The organism is Pedobacter duraquae (assembly GCF_004362245.1).
Lineage (GTDB): Bacteria > Bacteroidota > Bacteroidia > Sphingobacteriales > Sphingobacteriaceae > Pedobacter > Pedobacter duraquae.
The window spans coordinates 391,172-412,305 of the sequence record NZ_SNWM01000004.1; the positions used below are offsets into that span (position 1 = coordinate 391,172).

A 21,134-nucleotide genomic window follows, 5' to 3' on the forward strand; every position below is an offset into this window, starting at 1 on the left:
AAAATTAGAGCTTGCTCTTGACCTTGCTGGTCTCAGGATTTTTTGGATCGTAATAAACCGTAACCGTATCTTTCACTTTCGGATCACCGGCAAGCTCCAGATCAAATCGCGTAATCTTTTCGCCCGAGGCAGTGATTATCGTAATGTTGTAGCGTGGGGGCTTGGCTCCGTACCTGCTCACACGCGCCGGCAGTTTGAAATCTACAACCGCTTTTGCAGCTACATAACCGGCAGTGTTGTCCTCATCGGCATCCTTTTCAAAATAGCTGCAACCGGTATAGATTACAGAGATGGTAATAAAAATGGCTCCCAGCCAGGTAATGACGTTGTTGCCCATATTAAATTGATTTTTGCATCTGTTGATATTGTTCTTCAAGCCTGGCGCTCCAGCCATTTCCCCACAAACTGTCCATTATAGGAGCATAAACAGTAAACATAATTTCGTTGGCAGCTTTGAGCATATCCCTGGCATAAAACATGGCCATGGCATTTTCTTTAAGTGCCTCCTCGCCTTCAGCACTCAGTAAATCCCAGCCTGACTTAAAATTGTCCCAGGCCTCGTCCTTCTTGCCGCTTTGGCGCAGGGAGTTGCCCAGCATCTGATGGATTCCGACAAGCATCAAAGGTTGTGTACCGGTTCTATCCAATGAGAGACAAGTTTTGTAAACCATTGCAGCTTCTTCAAATTTGCTGCTCATGAAATATAGATTGCCCTTAGCGATATAATACTGATAAATCTGCGTATCGGCTTTTTGCTGCGTGGCGCCTAATGTAATATTGATGGCCTGGTCTATGGCTCGGTGTGCTTCTTTTTCTTTATTGATGGAAGCATAAAAACTATACTCAAAAAACCTAACCAGCGCAGCCTGCGTAGTCCAGCCGTACTGATTGGCCAGCTTCAAACAGAAATCCCGGTAATGGCAAAGTACTTCTTCATCGCCATAGGCAACCGATTCATTCATCTTGATCAGGCCCTGCTGAAAGCTCACCAGATCTCTTTCTTCTGCAGACTGCTTTTTCGCCTTGGTTTCTTCTAAAATCTGATCCATTGCGCCTGCGATGTCCAGATCAGGGTATAGGTATTTAAATTCTGCGCCCTTGTTTTGCTCCAGCTTTTTGTAAAACATAGAATCGCGGGATTCATACAACATCACTCTGATGTGGTTAGGAATGCCGACTTCAATTAAGTCGCCTATCCAGCCAGAAAAAGCCCTGAAGTCGCCAGCAGCAGGAATCAATGCAATAACCAGCTTTTCTGTTTGCCCATTGATATCCAATGCCACAGCAAGGCTTGTTAAATTTTCTATAAACCACTGGCTTTCTGTTGTTGTATCAGCACGCTCAGTAGGTGTCCAGTTGATCATTCCGCTATTTGCAACGAGATCTGGCTCCCCATTCCAGGCCTTGAAATACGCATCCAGGTCGGTTAAGATATTTTCAGCATAAGAGCGCTTTTCTGGATCATAAACCTGCGCCAGGTACAGCACAGTATCCGCTAAAGTCTTTTCCAGCGAAGTCTGATACATCATGAAGCCGTTGATGGTCTTAAACTCTACAGAAGAAGCACCCACCCAGGCAAACGTAGTTACCTGTGGATGCTCCACTAATGCTGCTGTCCACATTTCCGAAAGCATCATCACCCGTTGCATAATCGCGTTATTTTCCATGCGCCAGCTTACTTAGTTGATATGAACAATTTTTCCGCTAACAAATGTATCGGCAGTACCCTGAACGGTAACTGTACCAGCTGATGACATGGCCTCCAATGTTGTAGCGCCATCCAGACTCAGTTTTGCCTTAGCCCCAATACTAATGTCCTGCGGATCAACAGAGAATCCAGATCCGGAGAACGCATCCCCATCTCCAGCACCCGACGCCATAGAAACCAGTTCAGAGCCCAGGGCGGTGATATTTTTTGCTTTGAGCATGATATTACCATCTTTGTCCATCGTGATGGCACTTGCCGCGCCTTCGCCGCAAGTCAGGGTAATGCTGATCTTGGAATTCATAGAGATATTACCTTCCCCATCTAGGATGATCACATTTTCGTCTTTATCCCTGATGGTCATGCCCCCGGCATCATCCAGCTGCACGGTATGCCCGCTTTTGGAAGTCAGGCTTTTGCTATTGTTGCTGGCGCTGCCTCCACTTCCATTTTTACCATGAAACACGGACCCCATCACCAGCGGACGGGCGATATTGCCTTCTTCAAAAGCAACCAATACCTGATCGCCGATCTCCGGGATAAATACAAATCCGCGGTTCTTGCTTACTTTATCAGAACTTCCGGCATCGGGTGTCACCACGCGCAGCCATTCGGTCACGTCATTGCAGCCGCATTCCCATTTAAATTTCACTTTAATACGTCCCTGTCCTTTCGGATCTGCATTGTCTATCACATCAGCAAGCTGCATATCTGGCCGGGGTTGGTAACGCGGCTTAACAGGTACCCTTTCGCTATCGGCAGTAATGGCCTGGAAAGTATGTTTATAATGTCCTACACCATCAATGTGGTGCGAGACTTCGGTAACAAGAAAGCGCCCGAAATCTTCCACATTAAAATCATTTGCCTCACGTACACTCATGCTTATATCGGCAATACAGCCCAAACTTAGCTCTGGATTGTCACCTACGCCAGTAATCTGTACCAGATCGGCCATGATAGCTTCCTGCTCGTATTTTACAAAAGAATCGATCTCCGATTTATTATCTGCCCGGGTTGTTAATGGCTGATTGTAAGATTTGCTAAATACCGTATTAGAGGCATCTATGGCGTGCATCCGGTCTGAAGATCCGGAGCTGCTGCCCTGTGCATCGGCGCTAAGCAATTCATCTTCTTTAGGGTTATAGGCAAATTTCTTATATTTTAAAGGGGCTATCTTCATCCCGTATTTCACATTGCTGAGGTCGCGACCATACATCAGCTTAACTTCCTTCAACTCATCGGGCTTTCCGAAAACAAGCTGAGTACCGTTGTAGAAGAACCATTCATGGTACTGCGCCGAAAGCCGGTTGATAAACTCAAAATCACTTTCCCGATACTGGATCAGGTAATCTATGGGTGTTTTACGGTTTGGATTGACCTCCATACTCAGGTCGTTGGCAGGAACTTCTTTGGTAGCCTGATTAACTATCTCCTTCAAGTCCTTCGCCAGGTACGAACCCAGGTCTGGCCCGCGGTCTATGAGGATAGTAGGACTGAATCCGCTGATGATGATATCGCCCATAAAGCCATGCTCCTGACTGATCTCCACATTGGTAACAATGCCTGAAAAGCGATTTTCAGAACCAGGAACCTTTCCAAATTCTATATTCAGGTTTTTGCCGATAAAATCTTTGGACATGTTTAAGGAAAGTGCACCCGGCAGCTCAATCTGATCCTGGTTGAAACGAAGCTCAAAAGAATGGTGCTCGTTAAAGCGCTGCTTTAAGCTGAAGCTGGAGAACGTGGTAACAGGAGTACCTTCTATATCGATGTTGACGTTTAATTTATATTCCATTATTTACTTTTTGGAAAGAATGAGAAGCTGAATGAAAAACGGATATCAATTGATGCTGGTTATTTGGCTGATGTCAGCCTCGCCGGAGCCTTGGGGCGATATACCTTGCTGTCAGAGCGCTGACATTGACATCTGCAGACGTGGCTGCTGACCGCGCACACCGGACTACACTGTGTACGCTGCCCGTAAAATCTGTTCCTGCTTTGAAAGCCATAACATTTGATTTAAGGTTTGTTAAAGAATTAACTAATTATACCCCGACAAAAAATCTGCCATTAAATACTAGTTATCAGTAGCATATAAGAATTAGGAATCAAAATTGAGCCCTGAGCGACGTTCAGGGCGAAAAAATAGGCTGAAAAATAAATGCCGGTAGTTTTGGTCGTTTTTCGAACGCGCCATATTCGCTACATAGCATACCGATGTAGCTACAGTTTTCAGCAGGGAGATAGTGTACAGCTAATTTTATTTGTACCCATTCCCTGAGGGTTTAAACTTTCAGCTTGGGAGATTTATTTTTCTACTCCGACTTAGCACTGCCACAGAAATTTCGCCGTCCTTCCCACTTTGCAGTCGAACAAATATGCAACGCCACTGCCAAAATTCATCGCTGTCTTATGGTCGGGCCCTTCTTCTAATTGGGCAACAAACCTCATACTAATTTTACAGCAGTCACATTCGGGAGTTTCTTCACCTTGTATCCAGGTTGGCTCCCCGTATAGTTGTCCTAATACTTCTCTTCTATTTCCTTCCCAGTCCGCTCTTGCCCTATCGTAATCTACAGTATTTGTTTCCACGATGTTGACACCATATTCCGTTTTTCGGAGGGCTAACTCCATATTGTCAGGTTTAAAAAACTCAAGATTTTCATCGTTGACAATAATGACCTTGTTACCGCCACCATCAGCATCCCATTCATCACACAATCCTGGGTCATTAGCACACATAAAAACCAACTCTAAACCGATGTCAGTCTTTATTTTTCCCAGATACTGCATTTCAGCATCACATGTGCGGCATCTTGGCCATTCAAGCGTTTTGCCGATTTCTTTTACGGGAAGTCCGCCAAAACTCATTTCGTTAAGCACGTTATTTTTCGAACTGTCGTTTATCAATAGATTTATCATAGAACATATATTTCTGTTGCTACTAGTGAGCTAAATTCCTGCCACGATATACACGTAATATTTTTTTTCAGGCCCATATAGTTAAATTCCAGATCATTGAAATGAAATTTTGTATTTCCACTTGGATGTTCCTGCCTGCCCCTTCTGGAACAAAATTTAGCTGTCTTCTGGAACGTTTAGCTGGTCAATATTATCACAAACAAAACAGAGCTGGATTTTATGAAAAAGAATTGTGTTCTTATTGATCTACCAGCGCACTATTTTTAAATACCTTAGCCCATTTTTCAACAAACAACACGCCAAGTGCAGGTTGCTTAACGGCCACAAAATTCGAGTACAAAGCCTTTTTGCCCTGAATGATATAATAGAGCTGCGATTCGGGAATTTTACTGTTATTAAAGCCTGGTGACTCGACCCGGAACAATATCCAGGTAGAACCTGATTTAATTCCCTTCTCGATCATGGTGAGTTTAGCTTTCGGCGCGTTCTTGACTGTTTGATTATAGGTCATTTCCATAACCTTTTCTACAGACGTGCTCCTGGACCCCATAATAGAAATCATAGTGCCCAGGATCGTCCAATTATTTATGGATTCATTTTCTGGTATCAGCTCAACCATTCGGGTATTTCCACTTTTTTGATTAGAACCTATCTTCCACTTGATGTCACCCGGCCAGGCTATTTTTAAGTTTTCCTGTGCCTGGCTAGTGTTAGTTAAACAGGTTAGGGTTAAACAGATGATAATGAGTTGCCTTTTCATAATACTCGTGTTTTATGTAACAACAATAATGAACCTATTTAGTGTTAACTTTAGCACAAGGTATTTTGCAGTTTAAATTTGAATCTGCGAACACACCGATTTTTTTTAATATTTCATAGTATAAATTTGAGTTGACTAAGATTTATCTACAATTTCGTGTTTTTCATTTTTAAACAACTTGTTTCTTCTTACTGAAAGTTTTGGAACACTTCTATCATTGTTTACAATTGTCGATACTTAAATGTAGTTGAACTCCTATTTAATTATCTTTTATTTTATCGTTGCAAAAAAGTCAACAATCAAATTGGTCATTAGTTCTGGTTGTTCCTGGGCTAACCAATGTCCTGCACCTTCAATGATGTGAAAACTTTCCATTTTCGTGCAGGCTTGGTTTTGCATTTGCTCCAATGCGCCAACCGGTCGAAATCTCGCCCAATCGGCGATCCCCGCGATAAAACAAGAAGGCACATCTATTGTATGACCCGAAAAAAGTTCGAGGTCAGACTTGTTCAATCCGTTAGTATTGCAACGATACCAATTCAATCCGCCCTGGAAACCAGTGCGCTTAAACTCCTGGGTATACACATCAATTTCAATATCGGGGAGCCATTTACAGGCGGATATTTCTTGTTTAGAAGGCATATAGGGCGCAACTTGTTCCGGCATCGTTTTATCAAGATCTAAGACGTAATAAATTGGCTGCTTAGCGAGTTCTTCCGCCGTATCTGAAGCAAGTGGAGAAAGTCCTTTATTTTGATTCCAATCGGCACTCTTTACATGAAAATAAGCGCGCTGAAAATCATGCAGTCCCTGCTTGCAGTTCAGCATATCATCATTGGCATTCCGTGTTGAAAAATAGGTAGTGCTGTCTTTAAGCGGATTTGGTAATATTGCGAGGGGATCTTTTACAGAACCTGTAGGTTGCAGGGCTGGTACGGATTGCGCCACAACATCAAAAGGTAAAGCTGGTACGCCGCCGAATGGACAACTTAAAATAACAAGTGACCTAAAAAAGTCTGGTCTGACGAGCGCGCAATAAGCTGCTACTGTGGCACCCACATCATGTCCTACTATAGCGTAAACAGAATCATGTCCCATAGCCATTGCCAAACCTATGGCATCGCGTGAAAGCTCATGTGTCCTGAAAGAAGCAAAATTTCCATCATAATTCCCATCCCACCCTGTTGTGCGGCCATAGCCACGCATATCCGGTGCGATTACATGGTAACCAGCAGCAGCCAATGGTAACATTACTTTTCGCCAACTATAGGCAAGCTCTGGAAAGCCATGCAGCAGAAGCACAGCAGGGCGTTTTATGGTCTCAAAACCGGCTTCTAATACATGTACTGTTAAACCATTTACTGCTGGTACATACCGTTCTCGTATGCCTGCCGGTAATTTTAGGTCCATTAATTGATCTTTTGTTTCCATAGGATTTGTTGTTTTTTCTGCAAATAACTCTAAAGGGTGAATCAAAATCACTCCCAAAGTAGCAAGCGTTGTATTTTTTATGAAATTTCTGCGTTCCATAAAACAAAATTCATCATTATTAAAGGCTTGTAATTAGCTTGATTATGCTTTTTGTTGACTTAATTATGCCTGGACCGATGAGCGAGAGGAGTTTCGTTTGTAGAATTTTTAAAAAAACGATTGAAAGAAGCGGGGTCAGAAAAATTTAAACGATAAGCAATCTCGGAAACGGAATTTTCAGTATAAAGCAACAATGATTTAGCTTCTTGTAATATCATTTCTTTTATTGCTTCCGACGCGGTTTTTCCTGTATTTTCTTTTACTATTCTGTTTAAATGATTAGGACTGACGGATAACATTTGCGCATAGTCGTTGACTTGCTTTTTATCAAGATAATATTGAGTTACTAATTTCTTGAAACGGTTAATCAATTTAGAACAGTCAGAAAGGAAACAATTAGCGTTAGCCATATTTTGTCGTTCATAACTTCTTCTGGCTTCCAACAATATTAAATACACGTACATTTTGATAGCTTTATTGCGTCCCGACTTTTTATACTGCAGTTCTGTATTTATTTTCGTCACCAGCAAGAGTATATTTTCCAATTCATCATTTTCAATTTGAAATACAGGCCTACCGGAAATATCGTAGAATGGGAACTCATCTGCGATTTTGATTGAGGGAATAATATCATTTAAAAATTCAGGAGTAAAGAACATATAGTATCCAAATGCATCATCAGAAAGATTGCTCGTTGAAAAAATCTGGCTAGGGAATGTAAATGTCAAGGTGCCGGGTCTGTGGCCATATTCGTCTAAGCCCACCTGCATATTCAACGAACCGGTAACTGTGATGCCGATCCTGTAAAAAATAGATTTTAGGGGTCCTTTCGACGGAACCATTCCATCACTAGAATAAATTTCAAATCCTTCAATAATTTTAGAATCATCAGGTATATTATTTCCAAAATCCGAGCCCGGATTATTCTGCCTGTGGATATGCCTGAAGTTCTCCAGTTTATACTTAGGAATATCTGTAAAACCATTCTTCATTACTAGTCATTAAGTGATTATTTATGACATTTGACACTGAAAATAGAACATGTAAATATAAGGTTAAATTCCTGACGATAAACAATAACAAAAAGGGCGTGCATTCGCATTACCCAACATCAACACGTCGATTGTAGTACTTCTGTTTGCCGTATGTAAAAGTTCGATGCTAGTAACATCATCGTAACGCAAACCAACTCCTCCCTGCAACATCAAGTCCGCATTTCCTAAACTGTACTTTTTATTTATCACAGATTCGAAACCCAGAATGTTACGATCTCCTTTCTGTCTTATCTGATCACCATTTATCGGATCATTCAAAAAATAATGCGAAGTTGGAATAGAGCTCAGTGAATGATTGTTTAACTTAACACCACCTTCCAGTTGCAACGTTTTGATAGAAAAAATCTAAATCTTTTTGATCAATATATTTTTTATCATGCAACAGGTTAAGTATCTCTTCAGCTATTTCATGGTCTTCCGCACATCCGGTATTTTCAGCCAGTAGCAAAAGAACCTGCCGGACAACTTCCTTATCAGTATATTGATTGATGATCAATTGCTGCAGTTTTTGTTTTATTACTTTATTGTCCAAATAATCACCGGTCTCATTGTCAAATGACATTTCGTAATACCGACCGAGTTCCTGTTTTATGCTTTCTATGTTTTTTAATGCTTTCATATCATTCATAGGGTTAATGCTGTTTTTAGAGCTTATACTTAGTCAACAAGTACTCGAAAGTATATTCGGCTGCTAGTCAGGTATAAAGCTTGTCTTAAGCTTTGCGCTATTAAACCTGACCCAATATGAAGATAATAATAAATTCTGTTGAAAATAACAACAGCACGTGGGTAGTCCATCAAAAGAGATCAGGCAAACTACAGTAATACAACCTCTTAATCATTCTCAGTGTTTAAATCAAACACTAATTCCAGCTTACATTGATATGATTTTCTTTAGCAAAGGCTTTACCAATGGATAACAATGCTTCGTATTGCTGTACAAAATTAGCACTGTACTTCTGCTCAATGGATCTGATGACATCCTGTTTTTGTGCCTCAGGTGCTTTAGCATCACACAGTTTTGCATAGGCTGTGTATTCGTTTTTATATACAGGTATCACAAGTTCATAAAGTGCGATCGACTGTTGTTTAATGGCTTTTCTGTCGTCACCGTTCGCAGTCAGCGCTTTAATGTCCTTCAATGTCTTTTCCATATATAAAACATTATTATTCACATAGGTTAGGGCTTCATCACCCTTTTTCTTGCTTGAGGGGATATCTGGAAACTCCGTTGTTTGATCGTTGATGTGTTTCGCCAATAGTGGTGTTCCAAAATCAACAATCGTATTGGTATTTAGCACAGCTACATCAAAAAATTTATCAGCAGGTTCTGAACAGGATTGTACAAATACACATAGCATTATGAGGAGCGAGATGGCAATTTTACCGGGAAAAGATTTAATAGTATTTGTCATGTTATTAAGTAATTGATGCCCACTAGATCAATAACTAAGCCGTAAACGCAAACATATCTCTGTTTTTTCAGTTACTTATTCAGGAACTGCGTAAGCCATCCAATACAAATTTAACCTCAATCTTGAATGAGTGGGATTTTCAACCCTACAAAAAAAAAGGAATGAAATCTCCAATAGTAATAACTCATGGCTGGAAAGAAAAAAGCAATAATATTTAGTAGTATATTCCTCCTATTTCTACTTGTTGGCAGGTTGTACACTGGAATATATAAAGATGACGAATTCGATGACAGCTATTTTTTTATCAAAAATGCACCGGCATGGAAGTGGCATTTTTATTCGCCTCGCGGGATGAGCGATTTAAAATTAATTGACATGACCGTAGCGCAGCAAAATGAACAAATCATGTACGACCGCTATATTCCGAATAAACTGTTCTACATTCCGATGTGATAAAATTTACACTTCATTGATGGAATAGAGTTTCCGCCCGGCAGAATTATTTACAGAAATCACGAATATGATCAGAGTTGTAATTTTCAAATGAAATTTCACCGAAATCTTTAGCTGTGCACACTTTATGAGTAGTTTTTGAATCGTTCCAATTGATATTTTCACCATACTTGGAAAGAAAAATATGATCTTGGTTTGCATCATATTTAAAAGTTATGTACTTGTCAGAAGTATAATTATCTGGAACCTCATTAGTTAGTTCAATCGTAAAAAAAGACTTTTTTATAACAAGGTTTTTAAATGCATCTGCAAAACTGTTTGGATAGATGTTTTCATTGCTGAACACTTTGTAACCATCACTTTTCTGATTAATAAGTACAACTATAGGAGCAATTTTGGTTTCGGGGTCATTCGGAATAACATCTTTGTTATTACCAAAAACAACGATCAGATCCTTGAAAGAGTCATTATTCAAATCACATTCCTGTTTATCAACTAAAAAATAACCTTTACTTAGAATAGACGCTATGATTTTTTTCGAATCAATATTTGAGACTTTCTTAGATTCGCTGAAGTTCAGATAATTATCGTTTAATATTCCATCAATCAAAAATTTCCCATCCTTAGTTTCCTTTAGCAGGATATTTATAGTTGTTCGTTTTTCTTCTTTTTGTCCAAATTGAAGAAAACTTACACGATATTCATTCTTACGATGTAGGGGTTCAATTTGTAAAGTTTTTTTTATGGTTTTTCCATCATAATCCTGTCCATTTATAAAAGGGTCGTAATCTAACTGGAGATTTTCACTATCCGAAGTCAGGCTGTCAATTCTTTTTAAAACCCTTTCTGACAAATATTTTTTCTTCAGACCTTCATTATTTTCATCACCGCCGTAAACTGAAAAATAGAATTCTTTTAAGGTTGTGATAGCTTTTTCTGAATTATTTTTTATTTGCAAGCTATCATTGGTCTGCGGATTATTACTTTTCTCTGTGCCTTGGTTACATCCTGTCATAAAAGAAATAAGAACTATGAATGCTATTTTTTTCATGTATTTTATTTTATTTTCAGAAATCAACAAGTCTTAAAAACCCGGATCAAAATTGGTTTAAGCGTTTTCATTTTTTGTTTTGAATTTAAGCAAAACAACATTGGATAACCATACAGCAAGATATACAAACACTACATCAATTAACAACATAACTGCCGAAAATTCATTTGGCGGATAAAAGCTTCGTTTACCGCCGTAAATTTTATAAAACCGGACTGGAAAACCAAAGTTGTCATTGCCGTCAAACGGTGTCTCGATACTTGCAGTGACCACGGTTAATATAACGAATAGCAGCACCGTAAAGCTGAGCATTAATAGTGTCCTTTTCATATGATGTTTTCGATATTTTCAGCTATTAATTGACTCACAAAATGGCAACATCGAGCTTTTCGCTTTTAAAACAACAATCTCGTTAATTTATCTACTAAATCTGTAGTATGCCAGAAATTTTATTTGTTAGTCAGACCTTTAGTAGCCGCCTCTAATCCTTCGGCTCCATCAACACTATTTGGATAAAGCCTCAAAAGCAGGCGAAATATTGGTGCCGCTTCAACTGGCCGCTTATCCAATAACAACACGGAATAGGCCCAGTTAACCAGGTCACGCTGCTGAAGCTTATATCCAGGCTGCCTTGCTAGCAGATAAGTATAAGCTGCATCCAGGTCCTTGTATTTTTTGGATTTCCACAGGCTATTTAATGGTATCAGCGCGTCTGAAAGGTTACCACCGTTGGCCGCTTTAAGTTCTGGATAAAAAAGACCTGCTATTTCTGATGCTAAATTTTCCGGACCATTGGACTTCATATTAGTTAGTACAATCACAGTCAGACCGTGGTCCGGATATACATAAAACCAAGACCTCGATCCGCCTATTCCTGCTACGGCGCGCGGAGCTACGTTTCTCTTAGCCACCCATCCCAACGCCCAGCCTCCATAGCTGCCATCGTTCAGTTTTCCGGCTGCCCACATCTGTTGTAAGCTATTTGGCGATCTTAATAGTTTTCCGGATTGCAGGGCCATAATCCACTGCGCCAGCTCGGTTGCCGTACAATTGATTCCCGCCGTCGACCTAAGCTCGGGGAATTCTTCCCAGGTGCGCTCCAAGGTTTTACCCTTTATAAAATTCTTCTCTGTAACCCTGGATACCGCGTATGTTGGCGCTTTGTTGGGGACGATATCCCTCGAATCACCAAAGTTGGCTAATGTCATTCCCGCAGGGCCAAACTGTCGTTCTTTAACAAATTCTTCAAAGCGCTTACCGCTTATTTTTTCGATCATCTGGCCTAAAAGCACATAGTTTGTTTGGTTATAAGAGGTCTTTTCTCCTTCTGCGAACTCCATTGGCAAATCACGTGTCTTTTTAAACGCTTGTACATAAGGAAGGCCTTGAATATAGCCGCCGCTCCTTACATTCACGAAATCAGGGATACCCGAGGTATGGTTAAGCAGGCTTTTAACCTTGATATTCTGCCATAATAAAGGAAGACTATCCAGGTAACGACCAACTGGCTGCATCACATCTATTTTTCCTTCTTCAACTAGTTGCATAATGGCAACACCAGTAAACGCCTTAGTTGCAGAGTTGATAGAAAATAAAGTTTCATTGGTTACCGGTATTTGATGCTCAACGTTAGCTACTCCAAAAGCTTCGGAGAACCATAGCTTATTATCTTTGACAATAGCGACCTGTAATCCAGGTATATTTCGAACAAGCATTTGCTCACTCACTAATTTCCGAACGGAGTCTGGTTTTACCTGAGCAGAGGAAAAGTATGGAATACAAAGTGTTAGCAGGTATAGGACAACGCTAAGTCTAATTCTTCTCATGAATAACTTTTAGTAAATAGATACTTCCAATTTGAATATGTTACAGGTCAACACGTCATAGTCAAAACATGGCCAATGGAACGATATTTTTTTCGGATTCTGTAACATCTACTCTATAAATATGTTTATAGTACGAAATGACGAAAAAAATGTGGCTCTTATTACTAACTCTTTTCATAGTCATTATCGTATTAGATAAACTTACTACGATTAATGTCTCACCTGGCTTATTTATTCATTACAATCAATATAAGAAATATCCAGAACTACAAAACGGTCTAAGTTCGGATAAACATCTACTATACAGGGCTACCCAAACCAGCAATGCTGAAATCTTATATTTTCCGAAAAAAAACTTCTTTTTAATCAACAACTTTAAACAACTAGGTTATTATAACCCTATAAAAATTGATGCAAAAGGCAATAAAATTTTTGAGCTAAATGTAGACGAATATAGCCAGTTCAAATTTTTAGAAACGATTAACTGTTTTGCCATTGGCGCAGATGCAATTTATGATATATCTGCAGATCACCCTACACCATTGCCTTATGATAAAGTATTAAATAAAGACGACTCGATGCAAAGCAATCAATGGGATGAAATATTTGAGGAAAATTATCAGCTTGCAGATATTGTACTTTATGGATGGCATACTGATCAGAATTCTGCCCAATGTGTCTATTTCCAAATAGCTGGAAAATGGACAAAACTGTATACGGCTACATACTCCCCAATATATGCTGAAGGTTCAGAAATTAAATGTAAAATTAATGACAAAATTGTACCGCATAAATGGCATGAGGTACATTTCTTAAAAGATGTTTACAAATCGATTTATTCGAATTCCCTTCGCTTTAAGGATAGCTACATCAGCATTTATAACTCCGATTTCACTTTCTTCCCAGATCAATCCTTAAAATATAAAGACAGTGGCAAAATCAAGACCGAGGCGTTCGCCAAGGAAATTTTTACTACTGAAGGGTATTTTAATCCAGGTATACCATCTAATTTTTATGGTACTGCCTATTATAAACTAAATTTACATGACGACATTTTGCATTTCAAAACCGTGGCATATCAGCGTAATGGTTTTGGCCAAAGTCCACAAACTGATTTACATCTTTTTCAGTTACCAGAAATATTTGCACAAAAAAGTGCTGTCTGCTTTCTTGCATATGATTATAGTACCAATTACCATGAAAATGGAAAAAAAGGCATCTACGTAATAAAGAGCAAATGATGATGCTCAAATCCCATTGTAAAATAATGGAGCGAATCATATTTTATAATTGAAAACATATGAATTAGTATTTTTATCACAATCAATGCACTTGGCAACGAGGCCATAGCACTGGTTTAAGTTCAACCTAGCCATCTTTAAACCCGACACTTCATCCTTATGGAGAAGAGATATGTGACGAATATTCGCAAATGTGGTCTTTTAGATTTGAAAATAATAAAATGAAGTTGCTTAAACACCGAATAAAAAAGCATTAAAACTATTCTGTTGAATGGCTCCAAATAACCGCAATGGTTAAAATCAGTTTTCCTTTTTCCGAAATTCTTCAAATGAACTTTTAATGTAGTTTGCCCTGTCGTATGCCGACCACCTTTTAAGCTGATCCAGCTTAGGCGTATACTTCAGCTTGAATGCGTCCAGCTGATTGCTGTCTATAGCTACGGTATTGCGAATAATCAGGTCGTTAAAATATCTGGAAATTTCTTCTGCTTCAGCAGCATCTTTCGCTAATTGGTTCAACCGTCTTACACGTCTGCCGTCCTTTCCGAGAAGTTCATAAAAGAACGTCACCGGACTGCCGCCGAAAGGCGACAGCAACCTGAGTGGCGGCTTTCCGCCATAGAAGATGCCTTTTTCCTTACTGTAAGTAGCACTGATTTCCCGCAACTGCGCAGAAGCACGCTGACCGGTAATGGATACTTCATTCAAGAGATTGGTAGGTTTAAGATGTATGGTCAGCTCTGCATAGTTTTGTACGCGTATTTTCAGCTCCTGATAACCGATCCGCTCAATCATTAGGGTGTCCCCTATTTTACAAATTAACTCGAACAAGCCGAGTTTATCTGAAGATACCCGCTGCCCGCTTCTTTTGTTACCAATTGTCACCTGCTCTATCCTGGCTTTAGTACCATCTTGTACCACTACACCCCGGATAGTATTAGCATTTTGGGCAAAACACCAAATAACGGAGGTAAATATCAGTAGCAGTGTTAGTTTGAGCGAGCGCGGTAAGTCCATTCGCAAAGTTAACAATGACCTCATCTTAAAACGATCATTTCACTACTTTTAACAGAAAAATCAGAAATCAAAAAAACATTCTAAACTTGTCACACCTGTTGTTGTCCCGGTTTGAGTTTGATTCGGATCAACGTAGTCGTCAAAAAATCCGGTTTTAGTTTGCATCAATTTCATGGCGAATAAATCTAGTCTACTTTTTCCAAATCTTAGAATAAATTTTCCGCCAATAACTGAGCGGCGTACATTGGCATCTCTGATGTCCAACAAAGTTCCCATGCCATAATTAAGCGTTTGCTAACCCAAACGAAAATTAAATCGCATACCATTTTTTGCCTTAAAACCATACTCAGCAAAAAGCTCCGTTGTCGCAAGTTTATTTAGATCCTGCACGGGTCGGGCACCGCTATTCCTAAAGTTGATAAAGCTACTTTCTAGCTCCCCAAATATCCTGAAATGACTGTTAAACTGACAGTCGGCACGGAGGATGTATCGGTTTAAAATATAGCCGTTATTATCCTGCGGGCCAATGCCCCCACAACTGTTTATTTGCCTACGCTAAAGTCCTTGCGTATATTTAAAAGTTGAATGTTACTTCAGAACGACTACAATGAACAGACACCAGTATAAAGACTTAAGAATTGAAGTGCTAGATGAACCAACCTTTAAGGTTGGTTCCGCCGGTAATAACTTTAATTACTTAAAAACCTATTTTGGTAATGGCGCGGAGGAATATCCGACATCAAATCATGGAGTTAAAATATTTCAAGACGACGTTCAAATAAACAATTGTATTCTCATTTCCTCCGGAGGTGCAACTGGGATTTATTCAAATTCAACACTTGTCGATAATGATCACTTATTAATCTGCTGTTGCGACACCATATTTTGTTTGACACTTCCAGGCCTTGAACTGAAATGGAAGACACAATGTGACCCAGCAACCTGTTTCAAAATTTACAAACAGCAAGATGACTATATTATTCACGGAGAGTTAAAAATCACAAAACTAAACAAAGATGGTCACATCAAATGGGAATTTAGTGGTGCAGACATTTTTGTTTCAATAGACAATGAAGAGGAATTTAAACTTGAAAATGACGGAATATTGATAACGGATTTCGCGAAGGTAAAGTACAAAATTGACTTCAACGGAAAATTGATCTGGGACACTTTTAAACGATAAAGAGTGCATTGGCTATTGGGCAGAGAATAAAGAAACGGTGGAATTCAGGATAAGTAGGGATATTGATAGTAAACAAACATGGTAGCGGGCATCCTCAATTAATTGTAATATTAATTCTATTATAAAGGAGTTAGGCTTTACCATTAACCATGAATTCATAATAGCTTTTTTGCTCAATAATAATTCTTAGATTAAAATAACATTTACCACCGTCTCTCACTTCTATGATTTTGGATTTCCATTCATCATTGCCCTCATTGCTACAAAAGCAGTTTACCCAAACCTCCTTTTGTTTTTTTGCGTTTATGTGGGCTACATACTGGCGCTTATAATTTTTTAGGTCGATAAAAAGGTCTTCTCGTTTTATCGTCGTTTTTGGATCTTCCAATCTAATTTTCTTCAGATACTGTTCCCTTTCGACGTTGTAGTTGCTAACTGCAATTTTTATTTGTTGATCAATTATTGATAAGTCATTTTTGGTCAACTGAATGTTCTTTTTTATCGCTGAATCGTCTATTATTGCTATAAACTGTGTTCTGTTAGTCGTATCTGTTTGGATTAGCCTAGGTGGTATTTCTATGGCTGTTTTATGACTCTCAGAATTACAGGCCAGGAGGCATGAAATTAAGCTTATTAATATGATCTGTGTGATTTTTTTTGACATATATGCTAAGTATTAGAATTTGCAAGCTTATTGATGTTTAAGTACCAAACGACTACGCATTTTAAGGTTTCAGTACATTTGCTGTCGAAATCCTGGATGTTGTGCCTATACGATGCATTATTTGCCTTGATTTGCATAAGCTCAAATGAACGTTGAAGATAATAAACTAAATCTTTTAAAAATAGTAACAGACTTCCTGGAACCGCTTTATCAAAAAACGGTGGAATAGTAAGAAGGCTGGCATGCGTATTACAAAATAAGGAGGGAATAATAATAATTCTAAGTTCTAGTAAATGGCATTGGATTTAACCCGAGATACAGCTGGAATAGCATTTAATTAAACTGCTCGGATTGTTTTTACTACTTTCTGATCCAAAATTGCCCTACTTCAATATGATTGTAAAAATAAACCCAGTTGGTCAGCTCAGAAATTATCGTAATATCATCAGAACTTGGATAACAGAAATCATCCCAATATTTTATAAAAATATCCTTCGTTGTGTAGAGACAAGTTGAGCGGCTCCATGATATAAAAATATTCTCATCATAATTTCTTGTGAGTTCTCGAAAGTAATTCGAAAATTTATCAATGGACTCTTTAGTTTCTGAACTCGCGCGAACCCAGCTATTAGGTTGAAACCCATTAGATAGATTAATTTCGGACTCAAAGAAATTTACAATTTTATAAAGACTCTTTGATTCTATTATGCTTAAAGGTTTAAGCTGTATTTTATCTTCAGTTAAAATACCAGGATTATGGAGATTATCCCATCTCCATCCGAGTTCGAAATCATCAAGTGCTATTATTTCATTTGAATTCAATTCAATTTTCATGTTTTTATTAGTTCACCGATACATACAACTCAAAAGTATACATTTGTCTTAAACTTCCCTGCGGTTCGTCGACAAAGACATAAAGGTTGAATTTATCAATTAAACGGTGAAATAATGATGATGACTTACACATATACCTTCGCTTTTATATAATCTTACTGACATTGAATTGTACTTAGTAAAGACATTTATTTATTTAAGCCCATTGATGTGTCTAAGGGGCTTTAACACATAACTTTTTTGTTTTACTATGTGTAGCAATTCTTTTTCCGATTTGTTCTGCTTCAAACTTGCCGTCCTTGGGGATTGAGTTGTAATGAAAACGTGTCAACTTCAACACCAGACAAATGCTTTTTAATATATTTCGCAAAATCGATAGTATATCGGAGACATAATGAATTAAACAAAAAAGTATCGCTTGCCAAAATTCGAAAGTTAGCAATTGAAACGAGACGATAGATCAATGCCTGTAGTAAATTATTGCGTATTTTTGAAACGCATTATACGCTACGGGCTCTATCGTAAATCGGTTTAATCATCAACTTGGGCTCACCGGAACTCATAAATATACACCACGATGAAGATATTAGCTTTTTTCTACCTAATTCTATTCTCTATAACAACTTATGCCCAGTCAACATGGCTGGAGAAAGAGAAATTCATTAATCAGTTGAACCGGAACTTTAAAACTAACCTCCTTCCAGATTCGGATGCTTTGTACACCCTTAATATCCAGATTGTGTTAGATAAAAATTCCAGAGCCCTGATAACATCCAACAATGCTGAATTATTCGATAAAATTGGTGTGCTTCCATTTCTTCAGCAATATAATTACAAACCGCTAATAGGAGAAGTTCGGCCGCTTAAAGTTATGGTTCCCATTGGGATCATTGTCGGGAGCTCAAAATATGGGCCTAAAACCATCGATCTCCATATTGCGGATAAACTGTCTAACCTATTTTATCATGAAAAACCGGAAGACGATAACATCAGGATTGTTTATTTGAGCTCAGTGATATTATTCGTCGATAAAAAGGTATATCACTAATTATACCCAACTCCTTCGGTGTAATAAAATATGAAAACATATAGAACTTACAATGTCTTAAACAAACTAACCGGCCCATAAGATACACCCGCAGAATTGAAGGCTAATTTTCTCAGTCAATATACCAATGTAGTTTCCCTTCAATTTCAGAACAAAGTCCGATTCCAGCCTTTCCGCTATCATCGCAAGAAATATGATAATCTATAATTAAATTATTGTTTCAAACAATTGAAAACTACTAGCAGAGCAAACTAGGCGTTCAGTTTTAAACCCTTCCAGTTACAAAAATCTTTTACCAGGTAATGCGCTGCAACTGTGCATCACCATCTCCAATACTTATGAGCAAAATACGGTGATGTTGTCTTACTGTTAAATATAATAAACCATAATCTTTAAGAACAGTATCGCCGGGTTGATATAAATCATAATATTTATATAGATAGGCACCTGTATCGGTGTATTTCACAAGAAGATTTTGATTTGAGTAGCTGCCAATTAAGGTAACGGTTTTGCCAGTCTTAATTTTATTTATTACCACGAAATTGATTACCGTGTCGTGATATTTGTATATATTGATAAATTTCCTGTTATCATAGTCATTAAAGCAACCACTGCATATTAATATCAGAAAACCACAGAAATTCGTAATTCTATAAAAGTTGCGGAACATGTTATTTACTTTATATACAAAATAGAATCAATAGTCTTAGGGGTATTGCATCCAAAGGTAAAAATGTAGGATTTATTCGGTTTCCTAACCAAAAGAAAATAAGCCGCGGAATCCTTTACTATAGTGTCTCCTACTTCAAGATAATCATACGCATTTTGCATATAGCCATTTTGGGATTCATAATTACTTTCTTCGTTGTTTTCAGGATTTACTCCCCATAACGACACCAACCTTCCGCTAAGTTTCTTTTTCTTCAATATTAAATTATAATGTTGATGATAATCGTATTCTACATCAGATAAGCACCCATATTCGTCACTCACACATCCAAGTAACAGTACTATAATCAACAAACCTATCATTTTACCCATTTTAACTTCTTTTATCATAATTTAATACCTGGTCCTGATGGAAGCCTACAAATAGCATTAATAATATTAGAAACCCGTTTATTTTAAGATCACTTAATTTTAAATTGATCTTTATTTTTAATTAGTGCATTTGAGATATTACTAAATTTAGTGAATTTATGATTCCATTATACATCCCCAAGAAAGGCCTAACGTAATGATAAATTCGTAACACAACTTAGCAGACAAACGCATATTAGGACGATTCTTTTTTGCTTGATTGATGTCATTGCATTTAATTTATATGCCTTAATACAATCTATCACTGAAGCTACCAGTCGCGCCTTGAGCTAGCTAAATCTGTGAATACTTTGTGGGCTGCAGAAATATTTTAGTGATCTTGGACACCAGCTTTGAGTCTGCATATTCTGGAATTGAGCTGATTTTCTTCCACTCTGCATCAGCTCCAAAAGTTTTCCAATGCTGGTCATGTGCGGCCATATCGTCAAAAGTAACCATGTAAATCAAGTTCGGACGGGCCTCCCCTATGATTGTTTCTGCAAAGAAAACTGGCTTAAAATCGAGGCGTCTAAAAATGTCGATTTCTCCGGCATCATTAAACATTTCCCTTTTCTTCGCTCCCGCCGCCTCACTGGCGTGCTCATACCTGCGCAGCTCGAAAATACGGTTCCCCTTAGCCGGTAATTCAATTCCGGGCATCCCTGTAAAAGCTTTCAGTAAAGAACTTTCTATACGTTGATATGCAGGCTTAGATGCTGGTGCCGACAAATAATCGGCCCCTGCCGCTCCATAAGCCTTATCCTGATTAAGCTTTGTATTGATCGTTTCAAACTGTTGCAACGATTGATAAGGGATGAGCGCAACCAACGTAGATTGTCCAGAAGGCTGAAGTTCAGTAAACACACCAACGTTTTTTATGCCTTGTCTATTTAAAGCAGGAATCGCCGCTTTCTCAAAATAATCTTCCACCAGGCGCTGCTGGTCAGCATTTGTGAGGGAATACCTTCTCAATTCATAATACATCTGCATTTTATTTTTGGATTTAGGTTCGGCAAATACTGTGCTTGGCAGTAGCGCCGCAGCAGCACCGCTTAGTATTGCTGTCTTCAAGAAGGCGCGTCTTTTCATATAGAGAGCAAGCTAATAAACGTTAGCCACTTTCACAACCGAAGGTTAACAATGCGTACAGGAAACTATAGCAAAGCTCTTAACTATAAATTTCAGGACAGCCAGTGAATTATGATACGCATTATGAACTATTGCATAAAAATAAGGCATATCAGAAAGTTCAAAGTCAAACGCTATCACAAAAGCCATAATAAGGAAGTTTAGCAGGCAGGTTGTTTTCATTGTCTTTAATTAGCTTTTAGTCTTGGATTTGTTAAATTT

General features: G+C 38.4%; 24 protein-coding genes. 4 read left to right on the forward strand and 20 right to left on the reverse strand.

Translation table 11 applies throughout. The annotated features are described in order from the left end of the window. Positions 1 to 4 precede the first annotated feature (4 nt). From CLV32_RS17280 to CLV32_RS17325, 10 genes are all read right to left on the reverse strand, one after another. Entirely contained in the window at positions 5 to 337 is a 333-nt protein-coding gene (locus CLV32_RS17280; protein WP_133557826.1) for a hypothetical protein, read from the reverse strand. Between the two features lies 1 nt (position 338). Continuing rightward, on the reverse strand, positions 339 to 1,667 hold the full coding sequence (locus tag CLV32_RS17285; RefSeq protein ID WP_133557828.1) for a tetratricopeptide repeat protein: 1,329 nt from the start codon (positions 1,665 to 1,667) through the stop codon (positions 339 to 341). Between the two features lie 12 nt (positions 1,668 to 1,679). Beyond that, complete coding sequence (locus CLV32_RS17290; RefSeq protein ID WP_133557830.1) at positions 1,680 to 3,500, reverse strand: type VI secretion system Vgr family protein; 1,821 nt, start codon at positions 3,498 to 3,500, stop codon at positions 1,680 to 1,682. Positions 3,501 to 4,030: 530 nt separating this feature from the next. Continuing rightward, positions 4,031 to 4,627 carry a hypothetical protein gene (locus CLV32_RS17295; protein ID WP_133557832.1) on the reverse strand — a complete coding sequence of 199 codons (597 nt, stop codon included), beginning with the start codon at positions 4,625 to 4,627 and terminating at the stop codon, positions 4,031 to 4,033. A 238-nt stretch (positions 4,628 to 4,865) separates the two neighbouring features. After that, a complete protein-coding gene (locus CLV32_RS17300; RefSeq protein WP_133557834.1) occupies positions 4,866 to 5,387 on the reverse strand; it encodes a hypothetical protein in 522 nt (173 codons plus the stop codon). Between the two features lie 270 nt (positions 5,388 to 5,657). Then, positions 5,658 to 6,917 (reverse strand): alpha/beta hydrolase, encoded by a 1,260-nt coding sequence (locus tag CLV32_RS17305; protein WP_208111042.1) that lies wholly within the window; start codon positions 6,915 to 6,917, stop codon positions 5,658 to 5,660. A 59-nt stretch (positions 6,918 to 6,976) separates the two neighbouring features. Next, complete coding sequence (locus tag CLV32_RS17310; protein WP_133557836.1) at positions 6,977 to 7,909, reverse strand: helix-turn-helix domain-containing protein; 933 nt, start codon at positions 7,907 to 7,909, stop codon at positions 6,977 to 6,979. Between the two features lie 63 nt (positions 7,910 to 7,972). After that, positions 7,973 to 8,299, reverse strand: coding sequence for a hypothetical protein (locus tag CLV32_RS17315; protein ID WP_133557838.1), 327 nt, complete (start codon positions 8,297 to 8,299; stop codon positions 7,973 to 7,975). Continuing rightward, on the reverse strand, positions 8,277 to 8,591 hold the full coding sequence (locus CLV32_RS17320; protein WP_133557840.1) for a hypothetical protein: 315 nt from the start codon (positions 8,589 to 8,591) through the stop codon (positions 8,277 to 8,279). Before CLV32_RS17320 ends, CLV32_RS17315 begins: the two co-directional genes overlap by 23 nt. A gap of 244 nt (positions 8,592 to 8,835) precedes the next feature. After that, positions 8,836 to 9,387 (reverse strand): hypothetical protein, encoded by a 552-nt coding sequence (locus tag CLV32_RS17325; RefSeq protein WP_133557842.1) that lies wholly within the window; start codon positions 9,385 to 9,387, stop codon positions 8,836 to 8,838. A gap of 186 nt (positions 9,388 to 9,573) precedes the next feature. Between CLV32_RS17325 and CLV32_RS17330 the strand changes: the two genes are divergently transcribed. Beyond that, complete coding sequence (locus CLV32_RS17330) at positions 9,574 to 9,840, forward strand: hypothetical protein (RefSeq protein WP_133557844.1); 267 nt, start codon at positions 9,574 to 9,576, stop codon at positions 9,838 to 9,840. 46 nt (positions 9,841 to 9,886) lie between these two features. On the opposite strand, the gene CLV32_RS17335 is transcribed toward CLV32_RS17330, so the two are convergent. From CLV32_RS17335 to CLV32_RS17345, 3 genes are all read right to left on the reverse strand, one after another. After that, positions 9,887 to 10,891 carry a DUF3828 domain-containing protein gene (locus CLV32_RS17335; RefSeq protein WP_133557847.1) on the reverse strand — a complete coding sequence of 335 codons (1,005 nt, stop codon included), beginning with the start codon at positions 10,889 to 10,891 and terminating at the stop codon, positions 9,887 to 9,889. 57 nt (positions 10,892 to 10,948) lie between these two features. After that, positions 10,949 to 11,221: a hypothetical protein gene (locus CLV32_RS17340; RefSeq protein ID WP_133557849.1), complete on the reverse strand. Its 273-nt coding sequence runs from the start codon at positions 11,219 to 11,221 to the stop codon at positions 10,949 to 10,951. 119 nt (positions 11,222 to 11,340) lie between these two features. Further along, positions 11,341 to 12,717, reverse strand: coding sequence for a serine hydrolase domain-containing protein (locus tag CLV32_RS17345; RefSeq protein WP_133557851.1), 1,377 nt, complete (start codon positions 12,715 to 12,717; stop codon positions 11,341 to 11,343). A 137-nt stretch (positions 12,718 to 12,854) separates the two neighbouring features. Between CLV32_RS17345 and CLV32_RS17350 the strand changes: the two genes are divergently transcribed. Then, positions 12,855 to 13,958: a hypothetical protein gene (locus CLV32_RS17350; RefSeq protein ID WP_133557853.1), complete on the forward strand. Its 1,104-nt coding sequence runs from the start codon at positions 12,855 to 12,857 to the stop codon at positions 13,956 to 13,958. A gap of 300 nt (positions 13,959 to 14,258) precedes the next feature. Here CLV32_RS17350 and CLV32_RS17355 read toward each other — a convergent pair whose 3' ends face one another. Beyond that, a complete protein-coding gene (locus tag CLV32_RS17355) occupies positions 14,259 to 14,975 on the reverse strand; it encodes a peptidase associated/transthyretin-like domain-containing protein (protein ID WP_133557855.1) in 717 nt (238 codons plus the stop codon). 60 nt (positions 14,976 to 15,035) lie between these two features. After that, a complete protein-coding gene (locus CLV32_RS17360) occupies positions 15,036 to 15,251 on the reverse strand; it encodes a hypothetical protein (protein ID WP_133557857.1) in 216 nt (71 codons plus the stop codon). A 331-nt stretch (positions 15,252 to 15,582) separates the two neighbouring features. Here CLV32_RS17360 and CLV32_RS17365 point away from each other — a divergent pair, with 331 nt between their 5' ends. Next, positions 15,583 to 16,158, forward strand: a complete 576-nt coding sequence (locus CLV32_RS17365) for a hypothetical protein (RefSeq protein WP_133557859.1) — start codon at positions 15,583 to 15,585, stop codon at positions 16,156 to 16,158. 130 nt (positions 16,159 to 16,288) lie between these two features. On the opposite strand, the gene CLV32_RS17370 is transcribed toward CLV32_RS17365, so the two are convergent. Both CLV32_RS17370 and CLV32_RS17375 read right to left on the reverse strand, forming a co-directional pair. After that, the gene (locus CLV32_RS17370) at positions 16,289 to 16,822 is read right to left on the reverse strand and encodes a hypothetical protein (RefSeq protein WP_133557861.1); all 534 of its coding nucleotides are present in this window, start codon (positions 16,820 to 16,822) and stop codon (positions 16,289 to 16,291) included. A gap of 360 nt (positions 16,823 to 17,182) precedes the next feature. After that, complete coding sequence (locus CLV32_RS17375) at positions 17,183 to 17,656, reverse strand: hypothetical protein (RefSeq protein WP_133557863.1); 474 nt, start codon at positions 17,654 to 17,656, stop codon at positions 17,183 to 17,185. A gap of 577 nt (positions 17,657 to 18,233) precedes the next feature. Between CLV32_RS17375 and CLV32_RS17380 the strand changes: the two genes are divergently transcribed. Then, positions 18,234 to 18,704, forward strand: coding sequence for a hypothetical protein (locus CLV32_RS17380; RefSeq protein WP_133557865.1), 471 nt, complete (start codon positions 18,234 to 18,236; stop codon positions 18,702 to 18,704). A gap of 292 nt (positions 18,705 to 18,996) precedes the next feature. On the opposite strand, the gene CLV32_RS23150 is transcribed toward CLV32_RS17380, so the two are convergent. The 3 genes from CLV32_RS23150 to CLV32_RS17390 form a co-directional block, all read right to left on the reverse strand. Further along, complete coding sequence (locus tag CLV32_RS23150; RefSeq protein ID WP_166641974.1) at positions 18,997 to 19,170, reverse strand: hypothetical protein; 174 nt, start codon at positions 19,168 to 19,170, stop codon at positions 18,997 to 18,999. 209 nt (positions 19,171 to 19,379) lie between these two features. Beyond that, positions 19,380 to 19,763, reverse strand: coding sequence for a hypothetical protein (locus CLV32_RS17385; RefSeq protein ID WP_133557867.1), 384 nt, complete (start codon positions 19,761 to 19,763; stop codon positions 19,380 to 19,382). Between the two features lie 315 nt (positions 19,764 to 20,078). Continuing rightward, positions 20,079 to 20,873 (reverse strand): NIPSNAP family protein, encoded by a 795-nt coding sequence (locus CLV32_RS17390; protein WP_133557869.1) that lies wholly within the window; start codon positions 20,871 to 20,873, stop codon positions 20,079 to 20,081. Positions 20,874 to 21,134: the final 261 nt, after the last annotated feature.